Origin of the sequence: Aminobacter sp. SR38 (assembly GCF_014843375.1) — a bacterium.
GTDB lineage: Bacteria > Pseudomonadota > Alphaproteobacteria > Rhizobiales > Rhizobiaceae > Aminobacter > Aminobacter ciceronei.
Genome location: NZ_CP062112.1, coordinates 2,466,998 through 2,487,643 on the forward strand (window position 1 = coordinate 2,466,998; position 20,646 = coordinate 2,487,643).

The 20,646-nt window shown below is 62.6% G+C and carries 29 protein-coding genes; 17 read left to right on the plus strand and 12 right to left on the minus strand.

Going from position 1 to position 20,646, the window contains the following annotated elements; genetic code table 11:
* Window positions 1-258: 258 nt before the first annotated feature.
* The gene (locus tag IG197_RS12095; RefSeq protein ID WP_067954824.1) at window positions 259-831 is read left to right on the plus strand and encodes a transglutaminase-like cysteine peptidase; all 573 of its coding nucleotides are present in this window, start codon (window positions 259-261) and stop codon (window positions 829-831) included.
* Here the strand turns inward: IG197_RS12095 and IG197_RS12100 are convergent.
* Window positions 811-1,371: a GNAT family N-acetyltransferase gene (locus IG197_RS12100; RefSeq protein ID WP_192319049.1), complete on the minus strand. Its 561-nt coding sequence runs from the start codon at window positions 1,369-1,371 to the stop codon at window positions 811-813. The genes IG197_RS12095 and IG197_RS12100 overlap by 21 nt on opposite strands.
* A 176-nt stretch (window positions 1,372-1,547) precedes the next feature.
* Window positions 1,548-1,775 (minus strand): YdeI/OmpD-associated family protein, encoded by a 228-nt coding sequence (locus tag IG197_RS12105; protein WP_067954828.1) that lies wholly within the window; start codon window positions 1,773-1,775, stop codon window positions 1,548-1,550.
* 141 nt (window positions 1,776-1,916) lie between these two features.
* On the opposite strand from IG197_RS12105, the gene IG197_RS12110 reads away from it, so the two are divergent.
* Window positions 1,917-2,357: a DUF2214 family protein gene (locus IG197_RS12110; RefSeq protein ID WP_192319052.1), complete on the plus strand. Its 441-nt coding sequence runs from the start codon at window positions 1,917-1,919 to the stop codon at window positions 2,355-2,357.
* Here the strand turns inward: IG197_RS12110 and nth are convergent.
* Complete coding sequence (gene nth / locus IG197_RS12115; protein ID WP_192319054.1) at window positions 2,351-3,157, minus strand: endonuclease III; 807 nt, start codon at window positions 3,155-3,157, stop codon at window positions 2,351-2,353. The two genes, IG197_RS12110 and nth, sit on opposite strands and share 7 nt — an antisense overlap.
* 22 nt (window positions 3,158-3,179) lie before the next feature.
* On the opposite strand from nth, the gene IG197_RS12120 reads away from it, so the two are divergent.
* Both IG197_RS12120 and IG197_RS12125 read left to right on the plus strand, forming a co-directional pair.
* Window positions 3,180-3,674 (plus strand): DUF2244 domain-containing protein, encoded by a 495-nt coding sequence (locus IG197_RS12120; protein WP_192319057.1) that lies wholly within the window; start codon window positions 3,180-3,182, stop codon window positions 3,672-3,674.
* Window positions 3,675-3,736: 62 nt separating this feature from the next.
* The gene (locus IG197_RS12125) at window positions 3,737-4,663 is read left to right on the plus strand and encodes a methylated-DNA--[protein]-cysteine S-methyltransferase (RefSeq protein ID WP_192319060.1); all 927 of its coding nucleotides are present in this window, start codon (window positions 3,737-3,739) and stop codon (window positions 4,661-4,663) included.
* Here the strand turns inward: IG197_RS12125 and IG197_RS12130 are convergent.
* Window positions 4,593-5,507 carry an EamA family transporter gene (locus tag IG197_RS12130; protein ID WP_192319063.1) on the minus strand — a complete coding sequence of 305 codons (915 nt, stop codon included), beginning with the start codon at window positions 5,505-5,507 and terminating at the stop codon, window positions 4,593-4,595. The two genes, IG197_RS12125 and IG197_RS12130, sit on opposite strands and share 71 nt — an antisense overlap.
* 218 nt (window positions 5,508-5,725) lie before the next feature.
* Between IG197_RS12130 and IG197_RS12135 the strand changes: the two genes are divergently transcribed.
* From IG197_RS12135 to IG197_RS12165, 7 genes are all read left to right on the plus strand, one after another.
* A complete protein-coding gene (locus IG197_RS12135) occupies window positions 5,726-5,992 on the plus strand; it encodes a hypothetical protein (RefSeq protein WP_192319066.1) in 267 nt (88 codons plus the stop codon).
* Window positions 5,993-6,602: 610 nt separating this feature from the next.
* A complete protein-coding gene (locus tag IG197_RS12140; protein ID WP_067954842.1) occupies window positions 6,603-7,076 on the plus strand; it encodes a hypothetical protein in 474 nt (157 codons plus the stop codon).
* A gap of 34 nt (window positions 7,077-7,110) precedes the next feature.
* A complete protein-coding gene (locus tag IG197_RS12145; protein ID WP_067954844.1) occupies window positions 7,111-7,500 on the plus strand; it encodes a hypothetical protein in 390 nt (129 codons plus the stop codon).
* A complete protein-coding gene (locus tag IG197_RS12150) occupies window positions 7,467-7,964 on the plus strand; it encodes a hypothetical protein (RefSeq protein WP_067954846.1) in 498 nt (165 codons plus the stop codon). The genes IG197_RS12145 and IG197_RS12150 overlap by 34 nt, the downstream gene beginning before the upstream one ends.
* A 32-nt stretch (window positions 7,965-7,996) precedes the next feature.
* Window positions 7,997-8,428 carry a hypothetical protein gene (locus IG197_RS12155; protein WP_246765365.1) on the plus strand — a complete coding sequence of 144 codons (432 nt, stop codon included), beginning with the start codon at window positions 7,997-7,999 and terminating at the stop codon, window positions 8,426-8,428.
* 66 nt (window positions 8,429-8,494) lie between these two features.
* On the plus strand, window positions 8,495-9,394 hold the full coding sequence (locus IG197_RS12160; protein ID WP_067954849.1) for a ribokinase: 900 nt from the start codon (window positions 8,495-8,497) through the stop codon (window positions 9,392-9,394).
* 67 nt (window positions 9,395-9,461) lie between these two features.
* Entirely contained in the window at window positions 9,462-10,076 is a 615-nt protein-coding gene (locus tag IG197_RS12165; protein ID WP_192319068.1) for a LysE family translocator, read from the plus strand.
* A gap of 72 nt (window positions 10,077-10,148) precedes the next feature.
* Here IG197_RS12165 and IG197_RS12170 read toward each other — a convergent pair whose 3' ends face one another.
* Window positions 10,149-11,090 (minus strand): nucleoside hydrolase, encoded by a 942-nt coding sequence (locus tag IG197_RS12170; protein ID WP_192319071.1) that lies wholly within the window; start codon window positions 11,088-11,090, stop codon window positions 10,149-10,151.
* A 129-nt stretch (window positions 11,091-11,219) separates the two neighbouring features.
* Here IG197_RS12170 and IG197_RS12175 point away from each other — a divergent pair, with 129 nt between their 5' ends.
* Window positions 11,220-11,645 (plus strand): Hsp20 family protein, encoded by a 426-nt coding sequence (locus tag IG197_RS12175; RefSeq protein ID WP_154384569.1) that lies wholly within the window; start codon window positions 11,220-11,222, stop codon window positions 11,643-11,645.
* A 62-nt stretch (window positions 11,646-11,707) separates the two neighbouring features.
* Entirely contained in the window at window positions 11,708-11,965 is a 258-nt protein-coding gene (locus IG197_RS12180) for a DUF1150 family protein (RefSeq protein ID WP_067954857.1), read from the plus strand.
* Window positions 11,966-12,058: 93 nt separating this feature from the next.
* Here IG197_RS12180 and ptsN read toward each other — a convergent pair whose 3' ends face one another.
* From ptsN to lptC, 6 genes are all read right to left on the minus strand, one after another.
* Window positions 12,059-12,523 carry a PTS IIA-like nitrogen regulatory protein PtsN gene (gene ptsN, locus IG197_RS12185; protein ID WP_115729605.1) on the minus strand — a complete coding sequence of 155 codons (465 nt, stop codon included), beginning with the start codon at window positions 12,521-12,523 and terminating at the stop codon, window positions 12,059-12,061.
* A gap of 64 nt (window positions 12,524-12,587) precedes the next feature.
* Window positions 12,588-13,172, minus strand: a complete 585-nt coding sequence (gene hpf / locus IG197_RS12190; RefSeq protein WP_067954861.1) for a ribosome hibernation-promoting factor, HPF/YfiA family — start codon at window positions 13,170-13,172, stop codon at window positions 12,588-12,590.
* A gap of 280 nt (window positions 13,173-13,452) precedes the next feature.
* Window positions 13,453-14,985, minus strand: a complete 1,533-nt coding sequence (gene rpoN / locus IG197_RS12195) for an RNA polymerase factor sigma-54 (RefSeq protein ID WP_192319074.1) — start codon at window positions 14,983-14,985, stop codon at window positions 13,453-13,455.
* Window positions 14,986-15,175: 190 nt separating this feature from the next.
* Window positions 15,176-15,997: an LPS export ABC transporter ATP-binding protein gene (gene lptB, locus IG197_RS12200; RefSeq protein ID WP_192319076.1), complete on the minus strand. Its 822-nt coding sequence runs from the start codon at window positions 15,995-15,997 to the stop codon at window positions 15,176-15,178.
* On the minus strand, window positions 15,998-16,507 hold the full coding sequence (locus IG197_RS12205) for an LptA/OstA family protein (RefSeq protein WP_172582912.1): 510 nt from the start codon (window positions 16,505-16,507) through the stop codon (window positions 15,998-16,000).
* Window positions 16,508-16,547: 40 nt separating this feature from the next.
* Window positions 16,548-17,267, minus strand: coding sequence for an LPS export ABC transporter periplasmic protein LptC (gene lptC / locus IG197_RS12210; protein ID WP_067954867.1), 720 nt, complete (start codon window positions 17,265-17,267; stop codon window positions 16,548-16,550).
* A gap of 267 nt (window positions 17,268-17,534) precedes the next feature.
* Between lptC and sppA the strand changes: the two genes are divergently transcribed.
* Genes sppA through IG197_RS12230 form a run of 4 tightly spaced genes read left to right on the plus strand, consistent with a single transcriptional unit; the run spans window position 17,535 to window position 20,218 of the window.
* A complete protein-coding gene (sppA, locus tag IG197_RS12215) occupies window positions 17,535-18,509 on the plus strand; it encodes a signal peptide peptidase SppA (protein WP_192319079.1) in 975 nt (324 codons plus the stop codon).
* Window positions 18,510-18,551: 42 nt separating this feature from the next.
* Window positions 18,552-18,836, plus strand: coding sequence for an integration host factor subunit beta (locus tag IG197_RS12220; protein ID WP_055981346.1), 285 nt, complete (start codon window positions 18,552-18,554; stop codon window positions 18,834-18,836).
* 44 nt (window positions 18,837-18,880) lie between these two features.
* On the plus strand, window positions 18,881-19,210 hold the full coding sequence (locus tag IG197_RS12225; RefSeq protein ID WP_192319082.1) for a LapA family protein: 330 nt from the start codon (window positions 18,881-18,883) through the stop codon (window positions 19,208-19,210).
* A gap of 36 nt (window positions 19,211-19,246) precedes the next feature.
* Complete coding sequence (locus IG197_RS12230; protein ID WP_192319084.1) at window positions 19,247-20,218, plus strand: ornithine cyclodeaminase family protein; 972 nt, start codon at window positions 19,247-19,249, stop codon at window positions 20,216-20,218.
* On the opposite strand, the gene IG197_RS12235 is transcribed toward IG197_RS12230, so the two are convergent.
* Window positions 20,202-20,645: an EVE domain-containing protein gene (locus IG197_RS12235; protein ID WP_192319087.1), complete on the minus strand. Its 444-nt coding sequence runs from the start codon at window positions 20,643-20,645 to the stop codon at window positions 20,202-20,204. The two genes, IG197_RS12230 and IG197_RS12235, sit on opposite strands and share 17 nt — an antisense overlap.
* Window position 20,646 lies beyond the last annotated feature (1 nt).

Genomic DNA, 20,646 nt, shown 5'->3' on the forward strand with positions numbered 1-20,646 from the left:
CGGTTTCACTCTGCAAAACGGCTGAAGCGATGTCAACGCCTCGACAGGCTGAGTTGCAGTTTTTTCATCGGGGAACGTCCCGCCGAGAGCCTCGGTTCGCCGCCCCTGCGACCGGCCGGTGGGACAATGTCTCAACTCTTATGTGTTCGGTTTACAATTTGTTAGGGGCGCTGCCTCGTTTGCGACCAATCGTCATTTTAGCAACCGCTCATTAACCGACACACGTCATCCTTTTTCTACGCATCGGGGACTACCACTGTGAAAAGTATCGTCGCGCTGATCGCGCTATCGGCGTCGTTTGCCTGTACGCTTGCTGCCCAGGCCGGAACGACCATGGAGACCAAGGGTAAGGCTTTTGCGCCGCCCGCATTCGCCTCGTTCTGCGGCCGTGAGCCGGGCCTGTGCAGCACATCCGGCGGCAGCAAGGTTGTTGCCTTGCACGCCGACCTCAAGTCCGAGCTCAAGCAGATCAACCGCGCCGTCAATTCGCGCATCAAGGAACGCAACGATATCGGCGATGACTGGCGCGTGCCGGTTTCATCAGGCGATTGCGAGGATTTCGCGATCCTGAAGAAGCGCGAATTGCTGAAGCGCGGCTGGCCCGGTTCGGCGTTGCTTTTGACGGTGGCGCGCTACCGCGGCCAGGGCCACACGGTGCTGACGGTGCGCACCAACGAGGGCGACCTGATCCTGGACAACCTGACCAGTTCGGTCCGCGACTGGTCCAGCACGCCCTACAATTATTTCGCGCGCCAGGCTCAGGGCAACGGCCGAAGCTGGGAACGCATAGGCGGCGCCAAGCCGGTCACCTCAACCGCCGTGGGCGGCTGACCCAACCGAGCCTCTCCGCTCTAGCAGGATGGTCGGCTCACCGTGATAGGTGGTCCGGCCGGTCTCGCGGTAGCCGTTCTTCTCGGCGACCCGCAACGACGCACCGTTTGCCGGATCGATGATGCAGACGGTAGGGCCGGCAAAGCGGCTGTCGGCCCAGCGCACGAAGGCCGCGACCGTCTCGCTGGCGATGCCCTTGCCGTGAATGTCAGCGACAAAACCCCAGCCGGCCTCAGGGATACCTTCTATCGAAGGCGTGATGTCACGCTTGAGATCGTGGAAACCCGCTTCGCCGATGAAGCGGCCCGTCGCCTTTTCCTCGATCGCCCAGAAACCGTAGCCGATCAGCGACCATGAACCGGCATGACGCAGGAAACGCTGCCAGCTTTCCTCGCGTGTGCGCGGCTTGGCGATGAAGCGCGTGACGACCGGATCGGCCCACATCCCGGCATAGGCATCGAAGTCTTCAAGCCGATGCGGCCGCAGCACCGTTCGCTCGGTCTCGATGACGGGAATGTCGGCAAGGGAAAAGGCGGCCATCGTCGATCTCCATGGACAATGGCAGCGGGTCTAGCACAGATGGCCGGCAGAACAGCAGGCCAGAACCCAGTGACGCTGTCCGCCAGTGGCCAACCTGTCCTAGTCCGAGAAATGGAACGGCCCGGGCTTCCTCGTGGGGTCTTATCCGAAACCGTCCCTGCTTTCGGAACCATGCTCTAACCGTGCCAGGCCATCCGCATATAGACGTCGCCACGATCGAGCTCATCCAGCATCTGGTCGAGCCGCTTGCGGCGGGTCGTCGCCAGCTTGGCGCGATCGATCCAGCCAAGATAATCATTGCGCTGGTAGTCTGGCCGCCCCTCATAGGCGCCGACCAAGCCACGCGAGACGAGCTCGTTGCGGATCCAGTCGGGCATCGGATTGATCTGTCGTGTCAGCGCCATGGTTGAAACGTGTATTTCCTCAGTCTCTTCGTCAATTCGACAAGTGACAGACAGCTGACATTTGCTGACATCTGCCTCGTCATATGCTTGCCCTACGTCCGTTGCTAAGGTGCCGCGGTCGAGTCGCATCACGAGGCACTGATGACTGACCTTATGCTGACCATCATTCACCACCTCCTGGCATTCTCCCTTGCGGGCGTGCTCGCTGCCGAGGTGATATTGGTTCGCCCCGGGCTCGGCCGGCGCAATCTCGCACTGCTCGGACGCATCGACGCGGTCTATGGTGGACTTGCAGCACTGCTGGTGCTCATCGGCGCGTCGCGTGTCTATTTCGGGCTGAAGGGCTGGGAGTTCTATATCTACAACCCGACCTTCTGGGCCAAGATGGTGGCGTTCGCGGCCGTAGGCCTGCTGTCGATCGCACCGACGATCCGTATCGCGCGCTGGCGTGGCGCCGGCGGTGGCGAGGCTTATGTCGTCCCGCATGCCGAGATTGCCAGGGTGCGCAACTTCCTCAAGGCCGAGATCGCCGTGTTCACGCTGATCCCGATATTTGCGGCGGCGATGGCGCGCGGCTACTGAGCCGCCACTTCGGCTTCGGCGACCTCGATCGGGTCGATGTCGTCGAGAGGCACCAGCGGCGCCGGTTCGCTGGTCGACTTTTCAGGCGACTTGCAGATATCGGCGATGACGCAACGCCAGCAGTCGGGCTTGCGTGCCTTGCAGACATAACGGCCATGCAGGATCAGCCAGTGATGGGCATGGCGCATGAACTCGTCAGGGATGATCCTGACCAGCGTATCTTCGACCTGCTCGGGCGTCTTGCCAGGTGCCAGACCGATGCGGTTGCCGATGCGCAATATGTGGGTGTCTACGGCCATGGTGTGTTGGCCGAAGGCCATGTTGAGCACGACATTGGCGGTCTTGCGGCCAACGCCGGGCAGCTCGACGAGCTGGTCGCGGTCGTCGGGCACCGCACCACCATGATCACGGATCAGCACCTCGGACAGGGCGATCACGTTCTTGGCCTTGTTGCGCCACAGACCGATGGTGCGGATGTGCTGGCCCACGATTTCCTCCCCCAGTGCCAGCATCTTCTCGGGCGTGTCGGCGATGGCAAACAGCGCGCGCGTCGCCTTGTTGACGCCGGCGTCGGTCGCCTGCGCCGACAGCACCACCGCAACCAAAAGCGTGAACGCGTTGACGTGTTCGAGCTCGCCCTTCGGCTCCGGCCGCTGGACCGAAAAGCGGCGGAAGATCTCGCGCACTTCGGCCGCCGAATAGAGTGAACGGCGGCGCGTGGCGCGTGGATTGGCTGCGGCACCGGACGTGCGGCCTTTCGGCAGGGCCTTGGCCTTATCTTTGGGCTTGGGGTTTTTCATCGCCCCTCTATAATTGTCAGGCATGAGCGAGACAAACGCCACTTTTGCCGCCGACGAGCCATTCTTCAAAGCGTTGCTTCTGCCGCACCGCTCGCTCGGGCACACCGGATTCATGATCTTGATGGGTACGCTGACCTTTGGCTGCATGGTCACCGGCGCCATATTTCTCAGCCACGGTGCCTGGCCGATCTTCGGCTTCCTCGGCCTCGACGTCGTAGCTCTTTATGTCGCCTTCCGCCTCAATTATCGCGCCGCGCGCGCCCGAGAGGAGGTCAGCGTCTCCCGCACCAGCCTCGACATCCTCAAGACCGCCCCGTCGGGCAAGTCGGAGCAATACCATTTCAATCCGTTCTGGGCGCGATTCGCAGTTTCCCGTCATGACGAGATCGGCATCACCGGCATGGCGGTTGAGACGCGTGACAACAGCGTGGCGATCGGAAGTTTCCTCAACCCCGATGACCGCGAGAGCTTTGCCACGGCTTTTTCGCGGGCTCTTGCAACCGCAAGGAGCAGATGAGCAGGAATCGGGTGGGAAATACCCACAGCCAACGCGACATTGGCGTCCAAGGAGATCAAGCCATGAACGCCCAGACGCAAATGAAACCTGTCGCCACGCTGCAGCACGACATCACGCCGACCGGTTCGGAGTATGAGACTGTGCGCCGGGTGATCGAAAAGATCAGCCTCGACTACCGCGACCAGCCGTCGCTCGATACACTGGCCGCCGAGGTCGGCGAGACACCGACAAGCTTGCAGAAGCTGTTCAGCCGTTGGGCCGGCCTGTCGCCGAAAGCCTTCCTGCAGGCGGTGACGCTCGACCACGCCCGCAAGCTGCTCGACGACGGCCTGCCGCTGCTCGAAACCTCATTCGAGGTCGGCATGTCGGGGCCGGGCCGCCTGCACGACCTGTTCGTCACCCATGAGGCGATGTCGCCGGGTGACTACAAGACACGCGGCGCCGGGCTCACCATCCGCTACGGCTTTCACATCTCGCCCTTCGGCGTGGCGCTTGTCATGGTCACCGACCGCGGCCTCGCCGGCCTGTCCTTCAACGACGCCGGCGAAGAGCGCTCCGCCTTCGCCGACATGTCCGGCCGCTGGCCGAACGCCACCTATGTCGAGGACATGAGTGCAACGGCCCCTTATGCCGCACACATCTTCGACCCGACGCGCTGGCGCCAGGATCAGCCCTTGCGCGTGGTCATGATCGGCTCCGACTTCCAGGTGCGGGTGTGGGAGGCGCTGCTCAAGATCCCGATGGGTCGGGCCTGCAGCTATTCTGCGATCGCCTCGGAAGTTGGCTCGCCCAAGGCAAGCCGGGCGGTGGGTGCGGCGGTCGGCGCCAACCCGCTGTCGTTCGTCGTGCCCTGCCACCGGGCGCTCGGAAAGTCCGGCGCGCTGACTGGCTATCACTGGGGCCTGACACGCAAGCGGGCTATTCTGGGCTGGGAGGCGGGGCAACTGACCGCTGCGGACGCGAAAACAGCCGTGGCCCGAACAGGTTGATGCACAGTCCGGCAATGACAAGACTGGAAGCCACCAGCTTCCAGTCCTGCAGCGGCTCGCCCAGCAGCACCGCCGAACCGAGGAAACCGAACACCGGCACCAGCAAGGTGAAGGGAGCAACGGTCGAAACCGGATAGCGCGCCAGAAGCCCGCTCCAGGCCGCAAAGCCGAACAGCGTGGAGAGATAGACGATATAGGCGATCGAGCCGACCGACGCCCAGTCGAGCCCGGTGAAGCTGCTGACGAAATGCTCGGGGTCGAGGACCAATGCCACGACCAGCAGCGGCGGCAAGGCGAAGAGGCTGCCCCAGACGACGAGGCCGAGCACGTTGGGTGCCGTGGCGGCACGCTGCGAAATCTGCTTGGAAACGACGTTGCCGCCGCCCCAGGCTGCAGCCGCTGCGATCAGCAGCAACAATCCGACCATGGTCACGTCACCACCGACGTGCAGCCCAACCAGCCCGACGCCGCTAAACGCCAGCGCAGCGCCGGCCAACTGCCAGGGTGTCGGCCGCTCGCCGAGCAGGATCATCGACAGGCCGACGGTGAAGAACACCTGCAACTGCAGGATCAGCGACGACAGCCCCGCACTCATGCCGATCTTCATCCCCGTGAACAGCAAGCCGAACTGCAACGCAAAGATCAGCAGGCCATAGGTAGCGATCATCGACAGCGGCACGTTCGGGCGCTTGATGAAGAAGACCCATGGGAAGGCAGCCAGGAAGAAGCGGGCGACGCCGAGGGCCAGCGGCGACACCTGCTTGAGGCCGATTTTGATGATGGCGAAGTTGACGCCCCAGATCAGAACAATGCTCAGGGCGAGCAGCAGATGGCGCGGTCGCATGCTTCAATTTTCCTGACGCTATCGATCAAATATTTGAATTTATTGACTTTTTATTCTATACGATGATGATCCGGAGGGAAAGACCTGCCCATTGCGCCGGCTTCGGGTTTCATCTCTGACCACGGTCGATCGCACTCATTGGCGAGAAGTGCGTTGAGGCGGCTGATGGACTATTGGTTGGTGGAGCGGCATGATCCGCAGATTCGGAAGGAACGCCCATGCCTGCAAAATTTGAAAACACGACCAACACACCGAACCTGATCAACGTGCATATCAACGCGCTGGAGCCGGGGAACCTTATTGTTCGTCTTGAGTATGTGACCTCCCAGGAGCATATTGAGCGGGTTCGTCGTGGAGAGGCCACGGCTGAGAGTGTGGAACTTCTGATAAAGCCGCACCAGGCACGGAAAATCGCAGAAGGCCTCGTCCGCCAGGCGGACCTGATCGAAGCGTCAAAGCTACCCAGTGGCGGCTCCAAGCAGTAGCACCGATCTGCAAATGATAACGGCCCGCCTCCGGCGGTGACGAAATCGTGTTCTCGTCTTGGCTCCTTGAAGGTATCGAGTTCCAGGCGACGCTTTTCAAGCTCAATCTAATCAGCTGGTCCGCCAATCTTCATTGGTTGGGTGAGCCTGGCTAACTCGCGCCCGCTGCTGTTGGGTCAACCGCGGGCCTGACGCCGCATAAGCTCGTATGCTTGTGCTGCGCGCCATGGCGAGATTATATCAGCCATCGATCATATTGTTTGAAAGAGACTGCGGCAAAATCTCGCCAAGCTTAGTCGATGAGCATATTCTTGCTGCTGTGGACCATAGTCACCTCACGGCTGGTTCAACCGTAACGCACAGATACTTGTCGGCATGGCCGCTCAATTCGAGCAAATAATTTGCTGCGATAAAACAATTTATAAAATATACTTTAATTCAACACAGCAAACGGGATTGACGCCGCGTCGAAAATCTCGAATTCATGTAGAATAAATTATATGCATACAAACGAACTTTTGGTCAGAGTTTGGCGTTAATATCAAATTAACCATACTGGATCACCGTCGCCTCCAGGACAGATGCATTTTTCGCGGTCCCGGAGAGCAGAATGAAATACTGCATTCTCACTGCAGGTCTTGCCGTGGCGGCTTGCTCTATTGCCCAGCCGGCGCTCGCGGCCACCGGCAACGTCACCTTCAACGGCACTGTCGCGGCAATCTGCACGCTGGTCGTCACCAACGGCAGCGGCACGATGACGGTGAGCCCAGACCTGCAATCGTTGAGCTCGCACAATGCCGGCGGCGTGGCCGGCACTATCACGGCCACCACAACGGGCAATGTCGCGATCAGCATTGGCGCGCCAACTGCAATCACCGTGCCGCCGGCCGATGTCACCCCGATCACCTGGGCGCCGACCTATTCGGTGGCAGGTGCCCATACGGTTGCGGAAACAGGGGCCTCCTCCAACCTGTCGACGCCCGGCGTCGACACCGTCACCGTCCACCTCACCGGCACCAAGACCGGCTCCGACATCTTCGCCGCCGGCAACTATTCGGCCACCGTCACGGTCACATGTCAGTAACGCCTGCGCAGACAGGAAAGACAGGGAGAGCTTGATGTTACGCAGTCTGGCAATTCCATTTCTCGGAATGGGTCTGGCGGCCAGCCCCGCGTCCGCACAGTCTATGTCGCCGATGCGCGGCGAAGTGACGAGTTTCACCGATGCCTTCGCTGTGCGGGTGTTTCCATCCAACCCCTACAACAAGAAGATCCGGATAGATGTCCGGGTCTACGACCAGAACTTCCAGCCGGTCGACGCCAAGATAGCGCCCGACAGTTTCATGCTGGGGGCAGAGGCGTCACGACCGGTCCTCGTGGTCGTGCCGTTCGACGGCAACAATGAGCGTAAAGTGCGTATATGTACGGAAAGTGTGCCATTTCCAAATGAACAGACGCAGATCAAGGCTCAAATATGCGGAAAATTCCTCGGACAGCGGCGTTTCTGACGCTCACGAGCCTCGCCGCATTGACGCCTTGCGCGTCCTGGGCAGAGGACGTCTACAATCTCAACCAGAACCAGAGCGGCTTCTCCTTGCCGGGCGTGACATTGCCGCAAGGCCAGGACGAGGTGCGCGCCGCGGATGGCACGACCTGCCGTTCGGCCGTATCGGGCAGCGGCGCCTATCTCGATGTCGGCGTGATCCAGGGCAACAACCGCGAGAACAACGACATCGCCACTTATGGCCGCGTCGTCATCCCGATCGGGCGCACGCCGAAACGGCTCGACTGCTCCAAACTTTATGAGCTCGAAGTGGCGCGGCTGCAGATGGAGCTGAAGCTGCTCAAGATGGGGCTGGGTGCACCCGGCGGAGGCGATGTCACCGGCTCGGTGCAGCATTCCAAGGCGGGCTGGGCAGACAGCGGCTGGACCGATGGCAAGACGCCGCCACCAAAACAGACGGGGCAGTGACCATGCGCGCCGGCGCTTCTGTCCTGGGGATCTTGAGCCTCTGGCTCACCGCTGCGCCTGCGCAGGCGGCGATCATCGGCACCTGCACCATCAACGTCCAGACAACGGGCACGCTGTCGCCCAATCCGACGATCGATGTCTTCGGCTCCAGCCAGGCCGGGGGCTCGGCCGCCTCGGTGACAGTGACAACCAGCTCCCTCTTGTGCTCGCTGCTGAACCTGCTCGACTGCTACGGCCTGTCGGCGCCCGCCCCGGTCAACTTCCTCTCGGCGCCAAGCGGCGGCGATGCCAACGTGACCTTCGCCTCCACCTACACGGTGGATAGTGTGACTTATGGCGGCAGCACGATCACGCGGGTGTCAAACGGAACCAGGATCATCCCGGTGAACCTGACAGCCACCAAGTCGACCGGCATATTCCCGGCCGGCACCTACCAGGCCCAGGTCGTCTTCCGCTGCGAATGACCAGGCACCATCTGGCAAGCGACCGCGACACAATGTAGTTTCCGGCTGACTTTTCAGGAGACTGCCGTGATCACCGTTGTCGGATCCATCAACCTCGATCTCATCGCAACCGTCGGCCGCCTGCCCGGCCCGGGCGAGACCGTACCCGGCGGCGACTTCAAGTCGGCGCCCGGTGGCAAGGGCGCCAACCAGGCGCTTGCCGCCGCACGCGCGGGCGCTGAGGTGCGCATGGTCGGCGCGGTCGGCAAGGATGCCTTCGCCGGCGAGGCCGTCGCCTTCCTCAAAAGCGGCGGCGTCGACCTTTCCGGCGTGGCCGAGATCCAGGCTGCCACAGGCATCGCGTTGATCCTTGTCGGCGGTGACGGTGAGAACATGATCGCGGTGGTGCCGGGGGCCAACGGTTCGGTGGTGCCGGGCGATCTCGCCAAGGCACAGTTCAAGAAGGGCGACATCGTGCTCCTGCAGCACGAGATCCCGCTTGCGACCGTCGACGCGGCGCTTGAGGCGGCACGCAGTGCCGGCGCCGTGACCATACTGAACACCGCCCCCTTCCGCGCCGAGGCGGCAAGCTTCGTCGGCAAGGCCGACTATGTCATAGCCAATGAAACCGAATTCGACCTCTACGCCGAGGCGCTTTCGCTGCCCGCGGGCGAACGGCCGGAGCGGATGGGCGAATTCGCCCGCAGCACCGGCGCCACTGTCATCGTCACGCTCGGCGGGGATGGTGTCCTGGCGGCAAGGGGCGACGAGCTCATCCATGTCGAGGCGCTAAAGATTACCCCTGTCGACACCGTCGGTGCCGGCGATACCTTCTGCGGTTATCTCGCTGCCGGCCTGTCCGCGGGACTCGACCTCAAGGACGCGCTCCGTCGCGCCGCCGCCGCCGGATCGCTCGCTTGCCTGAAGCCAGGCGCCCAGCCGGCGATCCCGCTGGCCGCCGAGGTGGACACAGCACTCATGGGTTGAGTTCCGCCCACTAGACACGCAAAAACTTCGCGTGCTTAGTGTCGGGCGACCGCCGGAGGAACGGAACATGTCGCTTGAACTCTACGCCGCCTATGTCGTCGCCTGCATCGTCATCGTGCTGATACCGGGGCCGACGGTCACGCTGATCATCGCGTCCAGCATCAGGCATGGCACGCGCGCCGGCCTCGCCAACGCCGCCGGCACGCAGATTGGCGTCGCCATGATGATCGCCATCGTCGGCATCGGCCTCAACCAGATGATCGAGGCGATGGGGCACTGGTTCGAGTGGGTCCGGCTTTTGGGCGCCGCCTATCTGATCTGGCTCGGCATTCAGATGTTCCGCTCGGGAGGCGAGGTCGCCGCCGACGGCACGCCCAGGCGGCCGCGCGGCGGCTTTTTCCTGCAGGGCTTCCTGGTTGCGATCAGCAACCCCAAGACGTTGATCTTCTTCGGCGCCTTCATCCCGCAGTTCATCGACCCGAGCGCCAACTACGCCCAGCAGATCGTCATCATGGGCGTCACAGCGATGGTCTTCGCGGCGATGTCGGATTCGGCCTACGCGATTGCCGCAGGCCGCGCCGGCAAGTTCCTGTCGGCCAAACGCCTCAAGCTGATGACCCGCATCTCGGGCACGTTCCTTGTCGGCGGCGGCGTCTGGCTGGCGTTTTCGCGGACGCGGTAGATCTTTCGCCAGATCGGCAATGAAAAAGGGGCGGCCATGTGCCGCCCCTTCTTCATCCAAACATTGGCGGCTTCAAAGCCGGCCGAGGCGCTCGACGAGCAGCGCGAAGAAGCCGTCATGGTCGATGTCGCGCATCACCATGGCGTTCTTCGGACGCTTGGTGACTCCCCACCAGTCGATGACGGTCATGCCCATGGTCAGCTCCGAGGAGGTTTCCACTGTCACATTGCAGTGGCGGCCCTGGAACAGCTCCGGCTTTATAAGGTAAGCAATGACGCACGGGTCATGCAGCGGGCCGCCGTCGGTGCCGTATTTGCCTTCGTCATAGCGTTCGAAGAATTCAAGCATCTGCGCCGTGGCAAGGCCGACCTTGGTGCCAAGCTTGCGGAAGGCGTCGATGCGCTTGGTCGTGGTCAGCGCCTTGTGGGTGACGTCGAGCGGCATCATGACGATCGGCACGCCCGAGCGGAACACCACGTCGGCCGCATGCGGATCGACATAGATGTTGAACTCGGCGGCAGGGGTGACGTTGCCGCCTTCGAAGAAGCCGCCGCCCATCAAGACGATCTCCTTGATACGTGGGGCGATCCTGGGTTCGCGGATGAGGGCGAGCGCGACGTTGGTGAGCGGGCCGAGCGGACACAAAGTGATGGTGCCGGCTTCCTCGCGCATCAGCGTCTCGACGAGGTAGTCGACGGCATGCTGTTCCTGCAGCTTCATTGTGGGTTCGGGCAGATCGGGGCCGTTCAGGCCGGTCTTGCCGTGCACTTCCTCGGCGGTGACCAGTTCGCGGATCAGCGGCCTGATGGCGCCGGAATAGACCTTGATGTCGGGACGGCCTGCCAGCTCGCAGATCTTGCGGGCATTGTTTTCGGTCAGCTTGAGCGGCACGTTGCCGGCAACAGCGGTAATTCCCAGAATGTCGAGCTCGGAGCTCCCCAGCGCCAGCAGAATGGCGACGGCATCGTCCTGACCGGGGTCAGTGTCGATGATTATCTTGCGCGGTACGGGCATTTTCTTTCCTTGTTGGGCAGTTTTTTGCAGTCTTGAAGTTGCCGACGGCGCGGACCATATCAACAACAGACGGGAAAATGCCATCCGGGTTTTTCCGCATTATGTCGCTCTCGGAGGACAAGCTGTAACATGAGCCGTATGACGCCCTTCTCAAGCCCGCTTCTCCTGGGCTTCGACACGATGGAAAAGACGCTGGAGCGCCTTGCCAAGTCGGGCGACAGCTACCCGCCCTACAACATCGAACGCATCAGGGATGCCGATGAACGGAGCGAGAGGCTGCGGATCACGCTTGCGGTCGCCGGTTTCGCCGAAAACGATCTCGAAGTCACCGTCGAGGAGAATCAGCTCATCGTGCGTGGCCGACAGAGCGACGACAAGGAGCGCGAGTTCCTGCATCGCGGCATCGCCTCACGACAGTTCCAACGCTGCTTCGTGCTGGCCGACGGGATGCGGGTGATTGCGGCCGATCTGAAGAACGGTCTGCTCTCGGTCGATCTCGACCGGCCGGAAGCCGAGCGACTGGTACGGAAAATAAACATATCGGTAGCAGACTAAGCACTGCCGATGGCTCTCATGCGGGATGGCCAATACGGCATCCTGGCTAGAAGGAGGCTACAATGCCCAATACTGCCCAGAGACACACGATGACCACGGGCGAGCTCGCCCATCTCGGCGAAGGCTCCGTCGCCTATCTCAGGAAGGTATCCAGCGACGATCTGCGCGGCCGTTTCCCAGGCCTGACCGAGATCGATCCCGGCCTCGAGTTGTGGGCGCTGTTTGCCGCGACCGGCGAACCGATCCTGTTGTCCGATGCCCGTGACCGCGCGCTTGCGGGTGCGATGGAAAACGACCTGACGACCGTAGCCATCCACTAACCTGTAGCCCGCGCTTTCGGCCGGCGACAGGATGGCGAAACGGCAAAGGGCCGCAAGATGCGGCCCTTCCCAAGCTTTTCCGAAACATCGAAATCAGGCGGCGTGCGAAGCCGGCGTTTCCGACAGCAGCGCGTGGATCGCCGACGCATCACGCGTGCCGCGTATCTTGGCGACCGTATCGGCGTCGCGCAGCACGCGTGCAATGCGCGACAGCGCCTTAAGATGGTCGGCTCCCGCCCCTTCGGGGGCCAGCAGCAGGAAGACCAGATCGACCGGCTGGTCGTCCAGCGCCTCGAAATCGACGGGCGTTTCCAGACGCGCAAAAACGCCGGTGATGCGCTTTACGCCTGCGAGCTTTCCATGCGGGATGGCGATGCCATTGCCGACACCCGTCGAGCCAAGACGCTCGCGCTGAAGGATGGTGTCGAACACCTCCCGCTCGGGGATACCGGAAATCGATGCGGCCCTTTCGGCGAGAAGTTGCAGAAGCTGCTTCTTCGAATTCGCCTTCAAGGCCGGCATGATTGCCGGAGCCTCGATCAGATCACTCAGATCCATGCTGAAATTCCCTTGCTGTGCTCACCGCCGCATTGCCCCAAAACCCCACATGCGGTGGCGGCTACTATCCCTGGGCGACCTTTGCGGTCGAGGGATCTATCCAGCCGATGTTTCCATCAGACCGGCGGTAGACGATGTTGAGGTGCTCATTGCCGGCATTGCGGAAGACCACAACAGGGCTATCCTTGGTGTCGAGTTCGATGACGGCCGATGCAACCGACATCGTCTTCAGAACCATCGTCGACTCGGCAACGATGGCGGGCGCGAAATCTTCGGGCACATCCTCGTCGTCATCGACGAGCGCTGCGACCACCGAATAGGCGACATCGGTCAATTCACCGTTGCCGGCGCCCAGATTGTGCGACTTCAGCCGGCGCTTGTAACGCCTCAGGCGAGTCTCGAGCTTGTCGGCCGCCGCGTCGAACGCGGCAGTCGGTTCCTGTGCGTCACCGGTCGCTTGCAACGACATGCCCGAATCGAGCCGTACCACACAATCGGCGGTGTAGCGCGAGCCGGCCTTCACGACGTTGACGTGCCCGGAGAAGCCGCGATCGAAATACTTGCCGATCGCTTCGCCGATACGTCCCTCAATGCGCGTACGAAACGCATCGCCGACGTCCATGTGTTTTCCTGATATGCGCAGGCTCATCTGAAAACTGACCTTTTCTGTTCAGACTTCAAACCGGTCCGAGTTTATACCCGTGGCAGATGCAAACAAGCGTTGGCTCGCCTGTCACACCAATTTTAAGTCCGAACTTGTCGGCTGATCTTGGGCCACCCGCCGGCAGCCGCAGGCTCGTGTCACAAGCCATCCTGTGCCGCATCTTTCCTTGGTGGGCTGAGCCCTCTTCATGCGGGCGGGCTTCTAGACACTTCATTAAGGATTGTCAATCAAGCGCGGGAGAGGCCTGAATTCCGCGCCTTTCGGCCTAGCCGGCGGCACCTGCCATCGCGCGTTTTTCACGCCTGCGCTGCACCGACGAGGCGATGTTCATGCCTTCCCGGTACTTGGCGACCGTACGGCGGGCGATGTCGACGCCACTTTTCCTGAGGATATCCACAATGGCATCGTCGGACAGCACGTCGGAGGCCTGCTCTTCCTCGATCATCTGGCGAATACGGTCGCGTACCGCCTCCGACGAATGCGCGTCGCCACCTTCCGCCGAGGCGATCGAGGCGGTGAAGAAGTAGCGCAGCTCGAACACGCCACGCGTCGTCAGCATGTACTTGTTGGCTGTGACTCGGCTGACGGTCGATTCGTGCATGCCGATGGCATCGGCCACGGTGCGCAGGTTGAGCGGCCTGAGATGGCGCACGCCGTGGACCAGGAAGGCATCCTGCTGGCGCACGATCTCCGAGGCGACCTTGAGAATGGTCTTGGCGCGCTGGTCGAGGCTACGGGTCAGCCAGTTGGCGTTCTGCAGGCACTCGCTGAGGAAGTTGCGTTCAGCCGCGTCCTTGGTGCGACCGGTGACCTGGGCGAAATACACCTGGTCGACCAGCACGCGTGGCAGGGTGTCAGGATTGAGCTCCACCGCCCAGCTGCCGTCGGCGGCCTGGCGCACCTCGACATCGGGCACGATGGTATCGGCTGAGCCGCCGACAAAGGCTCCGCCGGGCCTGGGATCGAGCGCGCGGATCTCAGCCAGCATGGCGAGCAGATCCTCCTCGTCGACGCCGCAGATGCGCTTCAGGCTCTGGAAGTCGCGTTTTGCGAGAAGGTCGAGATTGTCGATCAATGCTGCCATCGCCGGATCGAGCCGGTCGCGGCGGATGAGCTGGATGCGCAGGCATTCTGCCAGGTCGCAGGCAAACAAGCCGGCAGGATCGAAAGCCTGGCAATCGGCAAGGACCCTCAGCACGAAGGCCTCGTCGACACCGAAGCGCGCCGCGATCTCGTCGGCTTCGCCGCGGAAATAGCCCGCTTCGTCGAGCCAGTCGCTCAATTCGGAGGCAACGAGCCGCTCTACCGGGTCGGTGAAGGCGAAGGATATCTGCTCACCGACGTGGTCGCGCAAGGTGACGGCGGCCGCCGCCATGTCCTCCATGTCGAAACCTTCGGAGCCGCCGCCCGAACCGGAGCCGGAAGACGCCGACTTCCATTGCATGGCAAGGTCGGGTCCCATGCGCTCGACGGCACCGGGGTCATCGGGGAACAGGTTTTCAAGCGAGGTGTCGAGTTTTTCGGAGATGGCCTCGGAACTCCAGCCGGCCTCGCCTTCGAACCAGTCCTCGCCGGCCGCGCTGGCCTCGCCCTGGGTCTCGATCTTGGGGAACTGGTCAGCCGGCGCGTCGTCAGGCACTTCTGCCCGTTCGAGCAGCGGATTGCGCTCGATCTCGTCGTCGATGAAACGTTCAAGCTCGGTATGGGTGAACTGCAGCAGCCTGATCGACTGCATCAGCTGTGGCGTCATCACCAGCGATTGGGACTGCCGTAGCTGTAGTTTCGCCGACAGCGCCATTGCTCGAAGTGGTCCGATCCCGATCCTGCGCAGCCGAAAACCGGCGCGCTCGCCAGCCGCGATAAAACTGGCCCGGCTTTTGCATGTCAAGCAGATTGGGGATTCGCTATCGCGATTGCCGGCACATTGCCCGGCAATGGTGAATGAAGGCTGCGCATTTCGCCGGCACGTTGCGCGCCGGCAGCCAGCCCTAGAGGGTGAAGCCCTCGCCGAGATAGAGACGGCGGACGTCGGGATTGGCGACGACCTCGTCGGCGCGGCCATGGGTCAGCACCTCGCCGGCATGGATGATGTAGGCACGGTCGATCAGGCCCAGCGTCTCGCGGACGTTGTGGTCGGTGATCAGAACGCCGATGCCGCGCTTGGTCAGGTGTCGGACGAGCTGCTGGATGTCGGCGACGGCGATCGGGTCGATACCGGCGAAAGGCTCGTCGAGCAGCATGTAGTTGGGCCGGCTCGCCAAGGCGCGCGCGATCTCGAGGCGGCGGCGCTCGCCGCCCGACAAGGCGATCGCCGGCGACTTCCGGAGATGGCTGATGTGGAACTCCTCGAGCAGTGCATCGAGTGACTTCTCGCGTTCCTTGCGGCTCTTCTCCACCACTTCGAGAATGGCGCGGATGTTGTTTTCGACCGACAGGCCACGGAAGATCGAGGCTTCCTGCGGCAGGTAGCCGATGCCGAGACGGGCACGGCGGTACATCGGCATGGCCGTGACGTCGAAGCCGTCGATCTCGATCGTGCCCTGGTCGACGGGAACGAGCCCCGTAACCATGTAGAAGCAGGTCGTCTTGCCGGCACCGTTGGGGCCGAGCAGGCCGACGGCCTCGCCGGCGCGGACGCCGAGCGTCACGCCCGAGACCACCTGCCGGCCCTTGTAGGCCTTGGTCAGCCCCTTGGCGATCAGCGTGCCCTTGAACTTGCCGTTCTTGGCACTGCCTGTTGTCGCGGGCGCGGCAAGTTTTTGCGCCGAGCCAGGCTTCAGACGCGACAACAGCGAGGATGCCTCAGTCATTTATTTCTTCTGCGACCCCGGTGTGATCGACATCATGACGCGACCATTGCCCTTGGTGCCCTTGTTGCAGCCGTCGACCTGGGCAAGCCCGGTCTTCATCTGCACGGTGAGCTTGCAGCCGACCAGCACGTTATCGCCTTCGGACAGCACGACTTCCTTGCCGGACATCACCAGCACCTCGGTCTTCATGTCGAAGGTGCCGCGGTCGCCGGTGGCCACCTGCTTGTCGGACTTCACATAGACCTTGTCGTCGACTTCAAGCCTGTCGATGTTGGCCGAGCCGGTGGCGGCCGAGCCGCCATCCTTGGCGTAATAGACGGTCATCTTGCCCGACTTCATGACAGTCGGGCCCTGGGTGACGCTGACATTGCCGGTGAAGATCGCGAGATTCTCCGATTCGCGGACCTCGAGCTTGTCGCTCTCGATCTGGATCGGCTGGTCGCCCGAGAGCTTGAGACCGGAAAGCCTGCTCTGGCTATCCTGCGCAAAAGCGCCGGCGGTGCACAGCATCACGCCCGCGCATGTTAACGCGGCCAATGACCGCCAAGACCTAATTTGCCGCACTCCCGCCTCCGCTGCCATTCTGCGCCGCCTTCATTCGCGCGGGATCGATGTCCACGCGTACCTTTTTCTCGAACACGACAACCTTGCCGTTTTCGAGCATGGACATCGAATCGGACGTGATCTTTGAACCGTCAAGGCTTATTTCAACCGGTTCGTCAGACTTCATCGCGCCACTGCCCATGTCGAGATACGCCGATTTGAGCTTGGCGACCATACCGTCGCTGGTCTTTACGATTACTTGCTCGGTCAGATTGAGCGTATTGCCCTCGCGGTCGTAGACGCCGCGCGCCGCATCGACCTGGGCGACGTTCTCGGCCGAGATCGGCAGCTTGGCATCGATGCCGAGCAATTCGACGACGCCCTGGTTGGCCGGATCCTGCACGGCACGGTCGGCGGTCATCGAATAAGGCAGGTTGTCGCGGGTGAATCCGCTGAGTTGGGGCTTGGCCATCACCAGCTTGCCTTCGGAGAAGGCGGCACCTTCCGCCTTGACCTTCAGCGACGGCGGCGCGGCAAGGTAGGTGTAGCCGCCGAACAGTGCCGCCAGCGCAAGCGCCGCCAACGGCAAAGCGCGCTTGAGGAAACGGACGCGGCGCGAATGACGCGCTGCGAGGTCGAAAGCATCGGCGCGCGAAGTCGCAAGCGCAATTGCGGTGTCAGCCGCGACGCCGCCTCCGCCGCCACTCGTCTCGATTGGTCGCGCCAACTGCAATGTCCTTCTTCAAACTGTCCAAGCCGCCCTTCAGGCCGGCACGGTGAAGCGGATGAAAGCCACGAAAATATGACCATAAGGTCAAAGAGTTGCGACCGAACGCACTGCTGCCCCGCGTCCGGCTGCCTGGATGCAAACCCCAATATGGCTATTTAGCTTACAAATCCCAACTCCCGCAACGTCAGCTGCGGCAGGAAAGCTGTGGCTCTCGCCAAAGCGTTGCTTTAAAAGCGCTAGCCTGCACAGCATGCGAGGCACGCCATGTCCATGAAAGCCGACGATCTGATCGACCGACGCCGCTTGCGACGCAAGCTGACCTTTTGGCGGGTCGTAGCGTTTCTCATCGCAGCCTTCGCCGTCGTCGGCATGTCGACATGGCTGGCCGGCGAGCGCATTCCGGGCGTGAGCGCCAGCCATATCGCCAAGATCCGCATCGAAGGCACGATCACCGAGGACGAGGACCTGCTGCGCCGCCTCGACGAGGTCCGCAAGTCGGCCTCCGTCAAGGGCGTGATCCTGTCGATCGATTCGCCCGGCGGCACCACCGCCGGCGGCGAGGCGATCTACGACGCCGTGCGCAAGATCGCGGCAGAAAAGCCTGTCGTCGCCCAGGTCGGCACGCTTGCCGCATCCGCCGGCTACATGATCGCCTCGGCATCGGACCATATCGTGGCGCGCAAATCGTCCATCGTCGGCTCGATCGGCGTCCTTGTGCAGTTTCCCGACCTGACCGGGCTGATGGACAAGCTTGGCGTCAAGCTCGAGGAGATCAAGTCGTCGCCGCTGAAGGCGGAGCCCAATCCATTCAACCCGACGACCGACGAAGAGCGCGCCATGATGCGCAACATGATCCTCGACAGCTACGACTGGTTCGTCGGTATCGTCGCTGAACGCCGCTCGATGTCGAAGGCCGAGGCCACCGCCCTTGCCGACGGCTCGGTATGGACCGGACGCCAGGCACTCGCCAACAAGCTTATCGACGAGGTCGGCGGCGAAGACCAGGCGATCGCCTGGCTCGGCACCAAGGGCGTCGACGCCAAGCTCGAGGTCATCGAATGGAAGCCGGCCCGCACCGGCAGCTTCCTCCTGCCAAACTCGATTGCCCAGGCCCTTGGCCACGCACTCGGCATGGGCGACGTCTCGTCGGAATTGCTCAAGGAAATCGGCGCCGACCGCTTGTTCCTTGACGGTATGCTGTCGCTCTGGCAGGCTGAAAAAGCTGTCTCAGGCGGCTGAAAAACAAATAAAATCATCACCATCTCGACGGGGACCGAGCACATGATCAAGTCTGAACTGGTGCAAATCATTGCCACACGCAATCCGCATCTGTTCTTGCGGGATGTCGAGAACATCGTCAGCGCCATTTTCGACGAAATCACCGATGCCCTTGCCGACGGAAACCGCGTCGAGCTGCGCGGTTTCGGCGCTTTTTCGGTCAAGAACCGCCCTGCCCGCACCGGCCGCAACCCGCGCACCGGCGAATCCGTCGAGGTCGAGGAAAAGTGGGTGCCTTTCTTCAAGACCGGCAAGGAGCTGCGCGAGCGGCTGAACTCGGCCAAATAGACCGCCAGGCGGCTGCGGCGGCGGGGCTTTAAACGGGAAAATACATGTTCAACCGCTTCATGCTCATCGTTGTCTTCGTGCCGGTGGCGATCGTGCTGATCGCGCTTGCCGTGGCCAATCGCGCACCGACTGCGTTCACGCTCGACCCATTCAATCCGGGCAATCCGGCTTTGACCATCCAGGCACCGTTGTTCGTGCTGCTGTTCGTTGCACTGGCGCTCGGGGTGATTCTCGGCGGTGCCGTGACCTGGTTCAAGCAGGGCCGCTATCGCAAGATTGCCCGCCAGCGCGGCCTCGAGGCCGAAAGCCTTCGCCAGGCAGCCGCCCAGCGGCCGCCGGTTGCCCAGGGCCCGGCCCTGCCGCGCCCCAACTGATCCGCTTGGGCGCGACCACCTTTCAGGGAGAACTTCATGCTGCACTTTTCGGCCGATGACATCGACCGCGCCTTGACCTTTCCGGGATTGGTCGAGACTTTGCGCACGGCCTTTCGCGAGGGTGCGGTGCAGCCCGTGCGTCATCACCACACAGTGGAGCGCGCCAAGGGCACCGATTCGACCCTGCTGCTGATGCCGGCCTGGACTGACTTCAAGGCCGCGGGTGCAGGGGCCGACGGGCATATCGGCGTCAAGATCGTCACTGTCTCGCCCGACAACAACGACATCGCCAAGCCGGCGGTCGTCGGGCTCTATTTGCTGCTCGATGGGATCACCGGCGAGCCGCAGGCGCTGATGGACGGCCCGCGCCTGACCCAATGGCGCACCGCCTGCGCTTCGGCACTCGCCGCGTCCTACTTGGCGCGCGAGGGCGCCTCGAAGCTGCTGGTCATCGGTGCCGGCGCCCAGTGCAGGTTCCTGGCACGGGCACATGCAGCTGTGCGGCCGATCAAAGAGATCCGCGTCTGGAACCGGACGCCGGCCAACGCCGAAACGCTTGCTGTCTCATTGCGCGACGAGGGGTTTGAGGCGACTGCCGTCTCCGACCTCGATGCCGAACTCGGCTGGGCCGACATTATCACCGCCGGCACGATCTCGACCACGCCCCTGGTCAAGGGTGCCAGGCTCAAGCCCGGCGCCCATGTCGATCTCGTCGGCGGTTTCACGCCCGGCATGCGTGAGGCCGATGACGACGCGATCGCCAAGGCGCGAGTCTATGTCGACACCCGCGCCGGCGCCACCAAGGAAGCCGGCGACATCGTCCAGCCGATCGCAGCAGGCGTGCTAACGGCCGACGCCATCGTCGCCGACCTTCATGAACTCGCCCGCGACCAGAAGCCCGCCCGCCAGTCGGCGGACGAGATCACCCTGTTCAAGTCGGTCGGTGCCGCTCTGGAAGATCTTGCCGCCGGCATCGCCGTTTACGAGTCGCTCAAGCCGAAGGCCTGAGCTCCACTTCGTCCACCTCCATGGCTTCCGCAATCAGGCGGAAGTCGTGCGCGGACAGCGGACAGAGACCGAAACGCAGCTGGTAACCCCAATTGGGCATGGCGGTGAAGTCGAGTTGGCCGGCAAGCGCCGCTACGGGTACCTCCCGTGCCGCCGCCCAATCAACATCCTTGCGGGAAGGCGCGAAGCCGCCGCCCATGTCGAACCGATAGGCGTCGCCCGCCCGCACCCAACCTATTGCGGTGAAGGATTTCAGCCCGTCCTTACCGCCCATGACGTTCGCCGGCGAATAATAGACCACCCCGTCTCCGGCACCGATCCGCCGCAGTGGGCCTGCCTTGCCATGGCAGACTTGCATGAAGCCGCTGGCCCTGCCGATACGCACATGCTCGGCCGAGGCGACGGCCAGCCAATTGCCCGTGCCCATA

Bases quoted from the DNA above. Each gene is read 5' to 3' on its own strand.
- IG197_RS12130 (WP_192319063.1), bottom strand. From the start codon at position 5,507: ATGCGACCGCGCCATCTGCTGCTCGCCCTGAGCATTGTTCTGATCTGG.
- IG197_RS12110 (WP_192319052.1), top strand. From the start codon at position 1,917: ATGACTGACCTTATGCTGACCATCATTCACCACCTCCTGGCATTCTCC.
- IG197_RS12145 (WP_067954844.1), top strand. From the start codon at position 7,111: ATGTTACGCAGTCTGGCAATTCCATTTCTCGGAATGGGTCTGGCGGCC.
- hpf (WP_067954861.1), bottom strand. From the start codon at position 13,172: ATGAGCCTGCGCATATCAGGAAAACACATGGACGTCGGCGATGCGTTT.
- rpoN (WP_192319074.1), bottom strand. From the start codon at position 14,985: ATGGCGCTGTCGGCGAAACTACAGCTACGGCAGTCCCAATCGCTGGTG.
- IG197_RS12225 (WP_192319082.1), top strand. From the start codon at position 18,881: ATGTTCAACCGCTTCATGCTCATCGTTGTCTTCGTGCCGGTGGCGATC.
- nth (WP_192319054.1), bottom strand. From the start codon at position 3,157: ATGAAAAACCCCAAGCCCAAAGATAAGGCCAAGGCCCTGCCGAAAGGC.
- IG197_RS12135 (WP_192319066.1), top strand. From the start codon at position 5,726: ATGCCTGCAAAATTTGAAAACACGACCAACACACCGAACCTGATCAAC.
- IG197_RS12165 (WP_192319068.1), top strand. From the start codon at position 9,462: ATGTCGCTTGAACTCTACGCCGCCTATGTCGTCGCCTGCATCGTCATC.
- IG197_RS12175 (WP_154384569.1), top strand. From the start codon at position 11,220: ATGAGCCGTATGACGCCCTTCTCAAGCCCGCTTCTCCTGGGCTTCGAC.
- IG197_RS12220 (WP_055981346.1), top strand. From the start codon at position 18,552: ATGATCAAGTCTGAACTGGTGCAAATCATTGCCACACGCAATCCGCAT.
- IG197_RS12150 (WP_067954846.1), top strand. From the start codon at position 7,467: ATGCGGAAAATTCCTCGGACAGCGGCGTTTCTGACGCTCACGAGCCTC.
- IG197_RS12180 (WP_067954857.1), top strand. From the start codon at position 11,708: ATGCCCAATACTGCCCAGAGACACACGATGACCACGGGCGAGCTCGCC.
- sppA (WP_192319079.1), top strand. From the start codon at position 17,535: ATGTCCATGAAAGCCGACGATCTGATCGACCGACGCCGCTTGCGACGC.
- IG197_RS12205 (WP_172582912.1), bottom strand. From the start codon at position 16,507: ATGCTGTGCACCGCCGGCGCTTTTGCGCAGGATAGCCAGAGCAGGCTT.
- IG197_RS12120 (WP_192319057.1), top strand. From the start codon at position 3,180: ATGAGCGAGACAAACGCCACTTTTGCCGCCGACGAGCCATTCTTCAAA.
- IG197_RS12100 (WP_192319049.1), bottom strand. From the start codon at position 1,371: ATGGCCGCCTTTTCCCTTGCCGACATTCCCGTCATCGAGACCGAGCGA.
- lptB (WP_192319076.1), bottom strand. From the start codon at position 15,997: ATGACTGAGGCATCCTCGCTGTTGTCGCGTCTGAAGCCTGGCTCGGCG.
- IG197_RS12170 (WP_192319071.1), bottom strand. From the start codon at position 11,090: ATGCCCGTACCGCGCAAGATAATCATCGACACTGACCCCGGTCAGGAC.
- ptsN (WP_115729605.1), bottom strand. From the start codon at position 12,523: ATGGATCTGAGTGATCTGATCGAGGCTCCGGCAATCATGCCGGCCTTG.
- IG197_RS12125 (WP_192319060.1), top strand. From the start codon at position 3,737: ATGAACGCCCAGACGCAAATGAAACCTGTCGCCACGCTGCAGCACGAC.
- IG197_RS12235 (WP_192319087.1), bottom strand. From the start codon at position 20,645: ATGGGCACGGGCAATTGGCTGGCCGTCGCCTCGGCCGAGCATGTGCGT.
- IG197_RS12140 (WP_067954842.1), top strand. From the start codon at position 6,603: ATGAAATACTGCATTCTCACTGCAGGTCTTGCCGTGGCGGCTTGCTCT.
- IG197_RS12230 (WP_192319084.1), top strand. From the start codon at position 19,247: ATGCTGCACTTTTCGGCCGATGACATCGACCGCGCCTTGACCTTTCCG.
- IG197_RS12105 (WP_067954828.1), bottom strand. From the start codon at position 1,775: ATGGCGCTGACACGACAGATCAATCCGATGCCCGACTGGATCCGCAAC.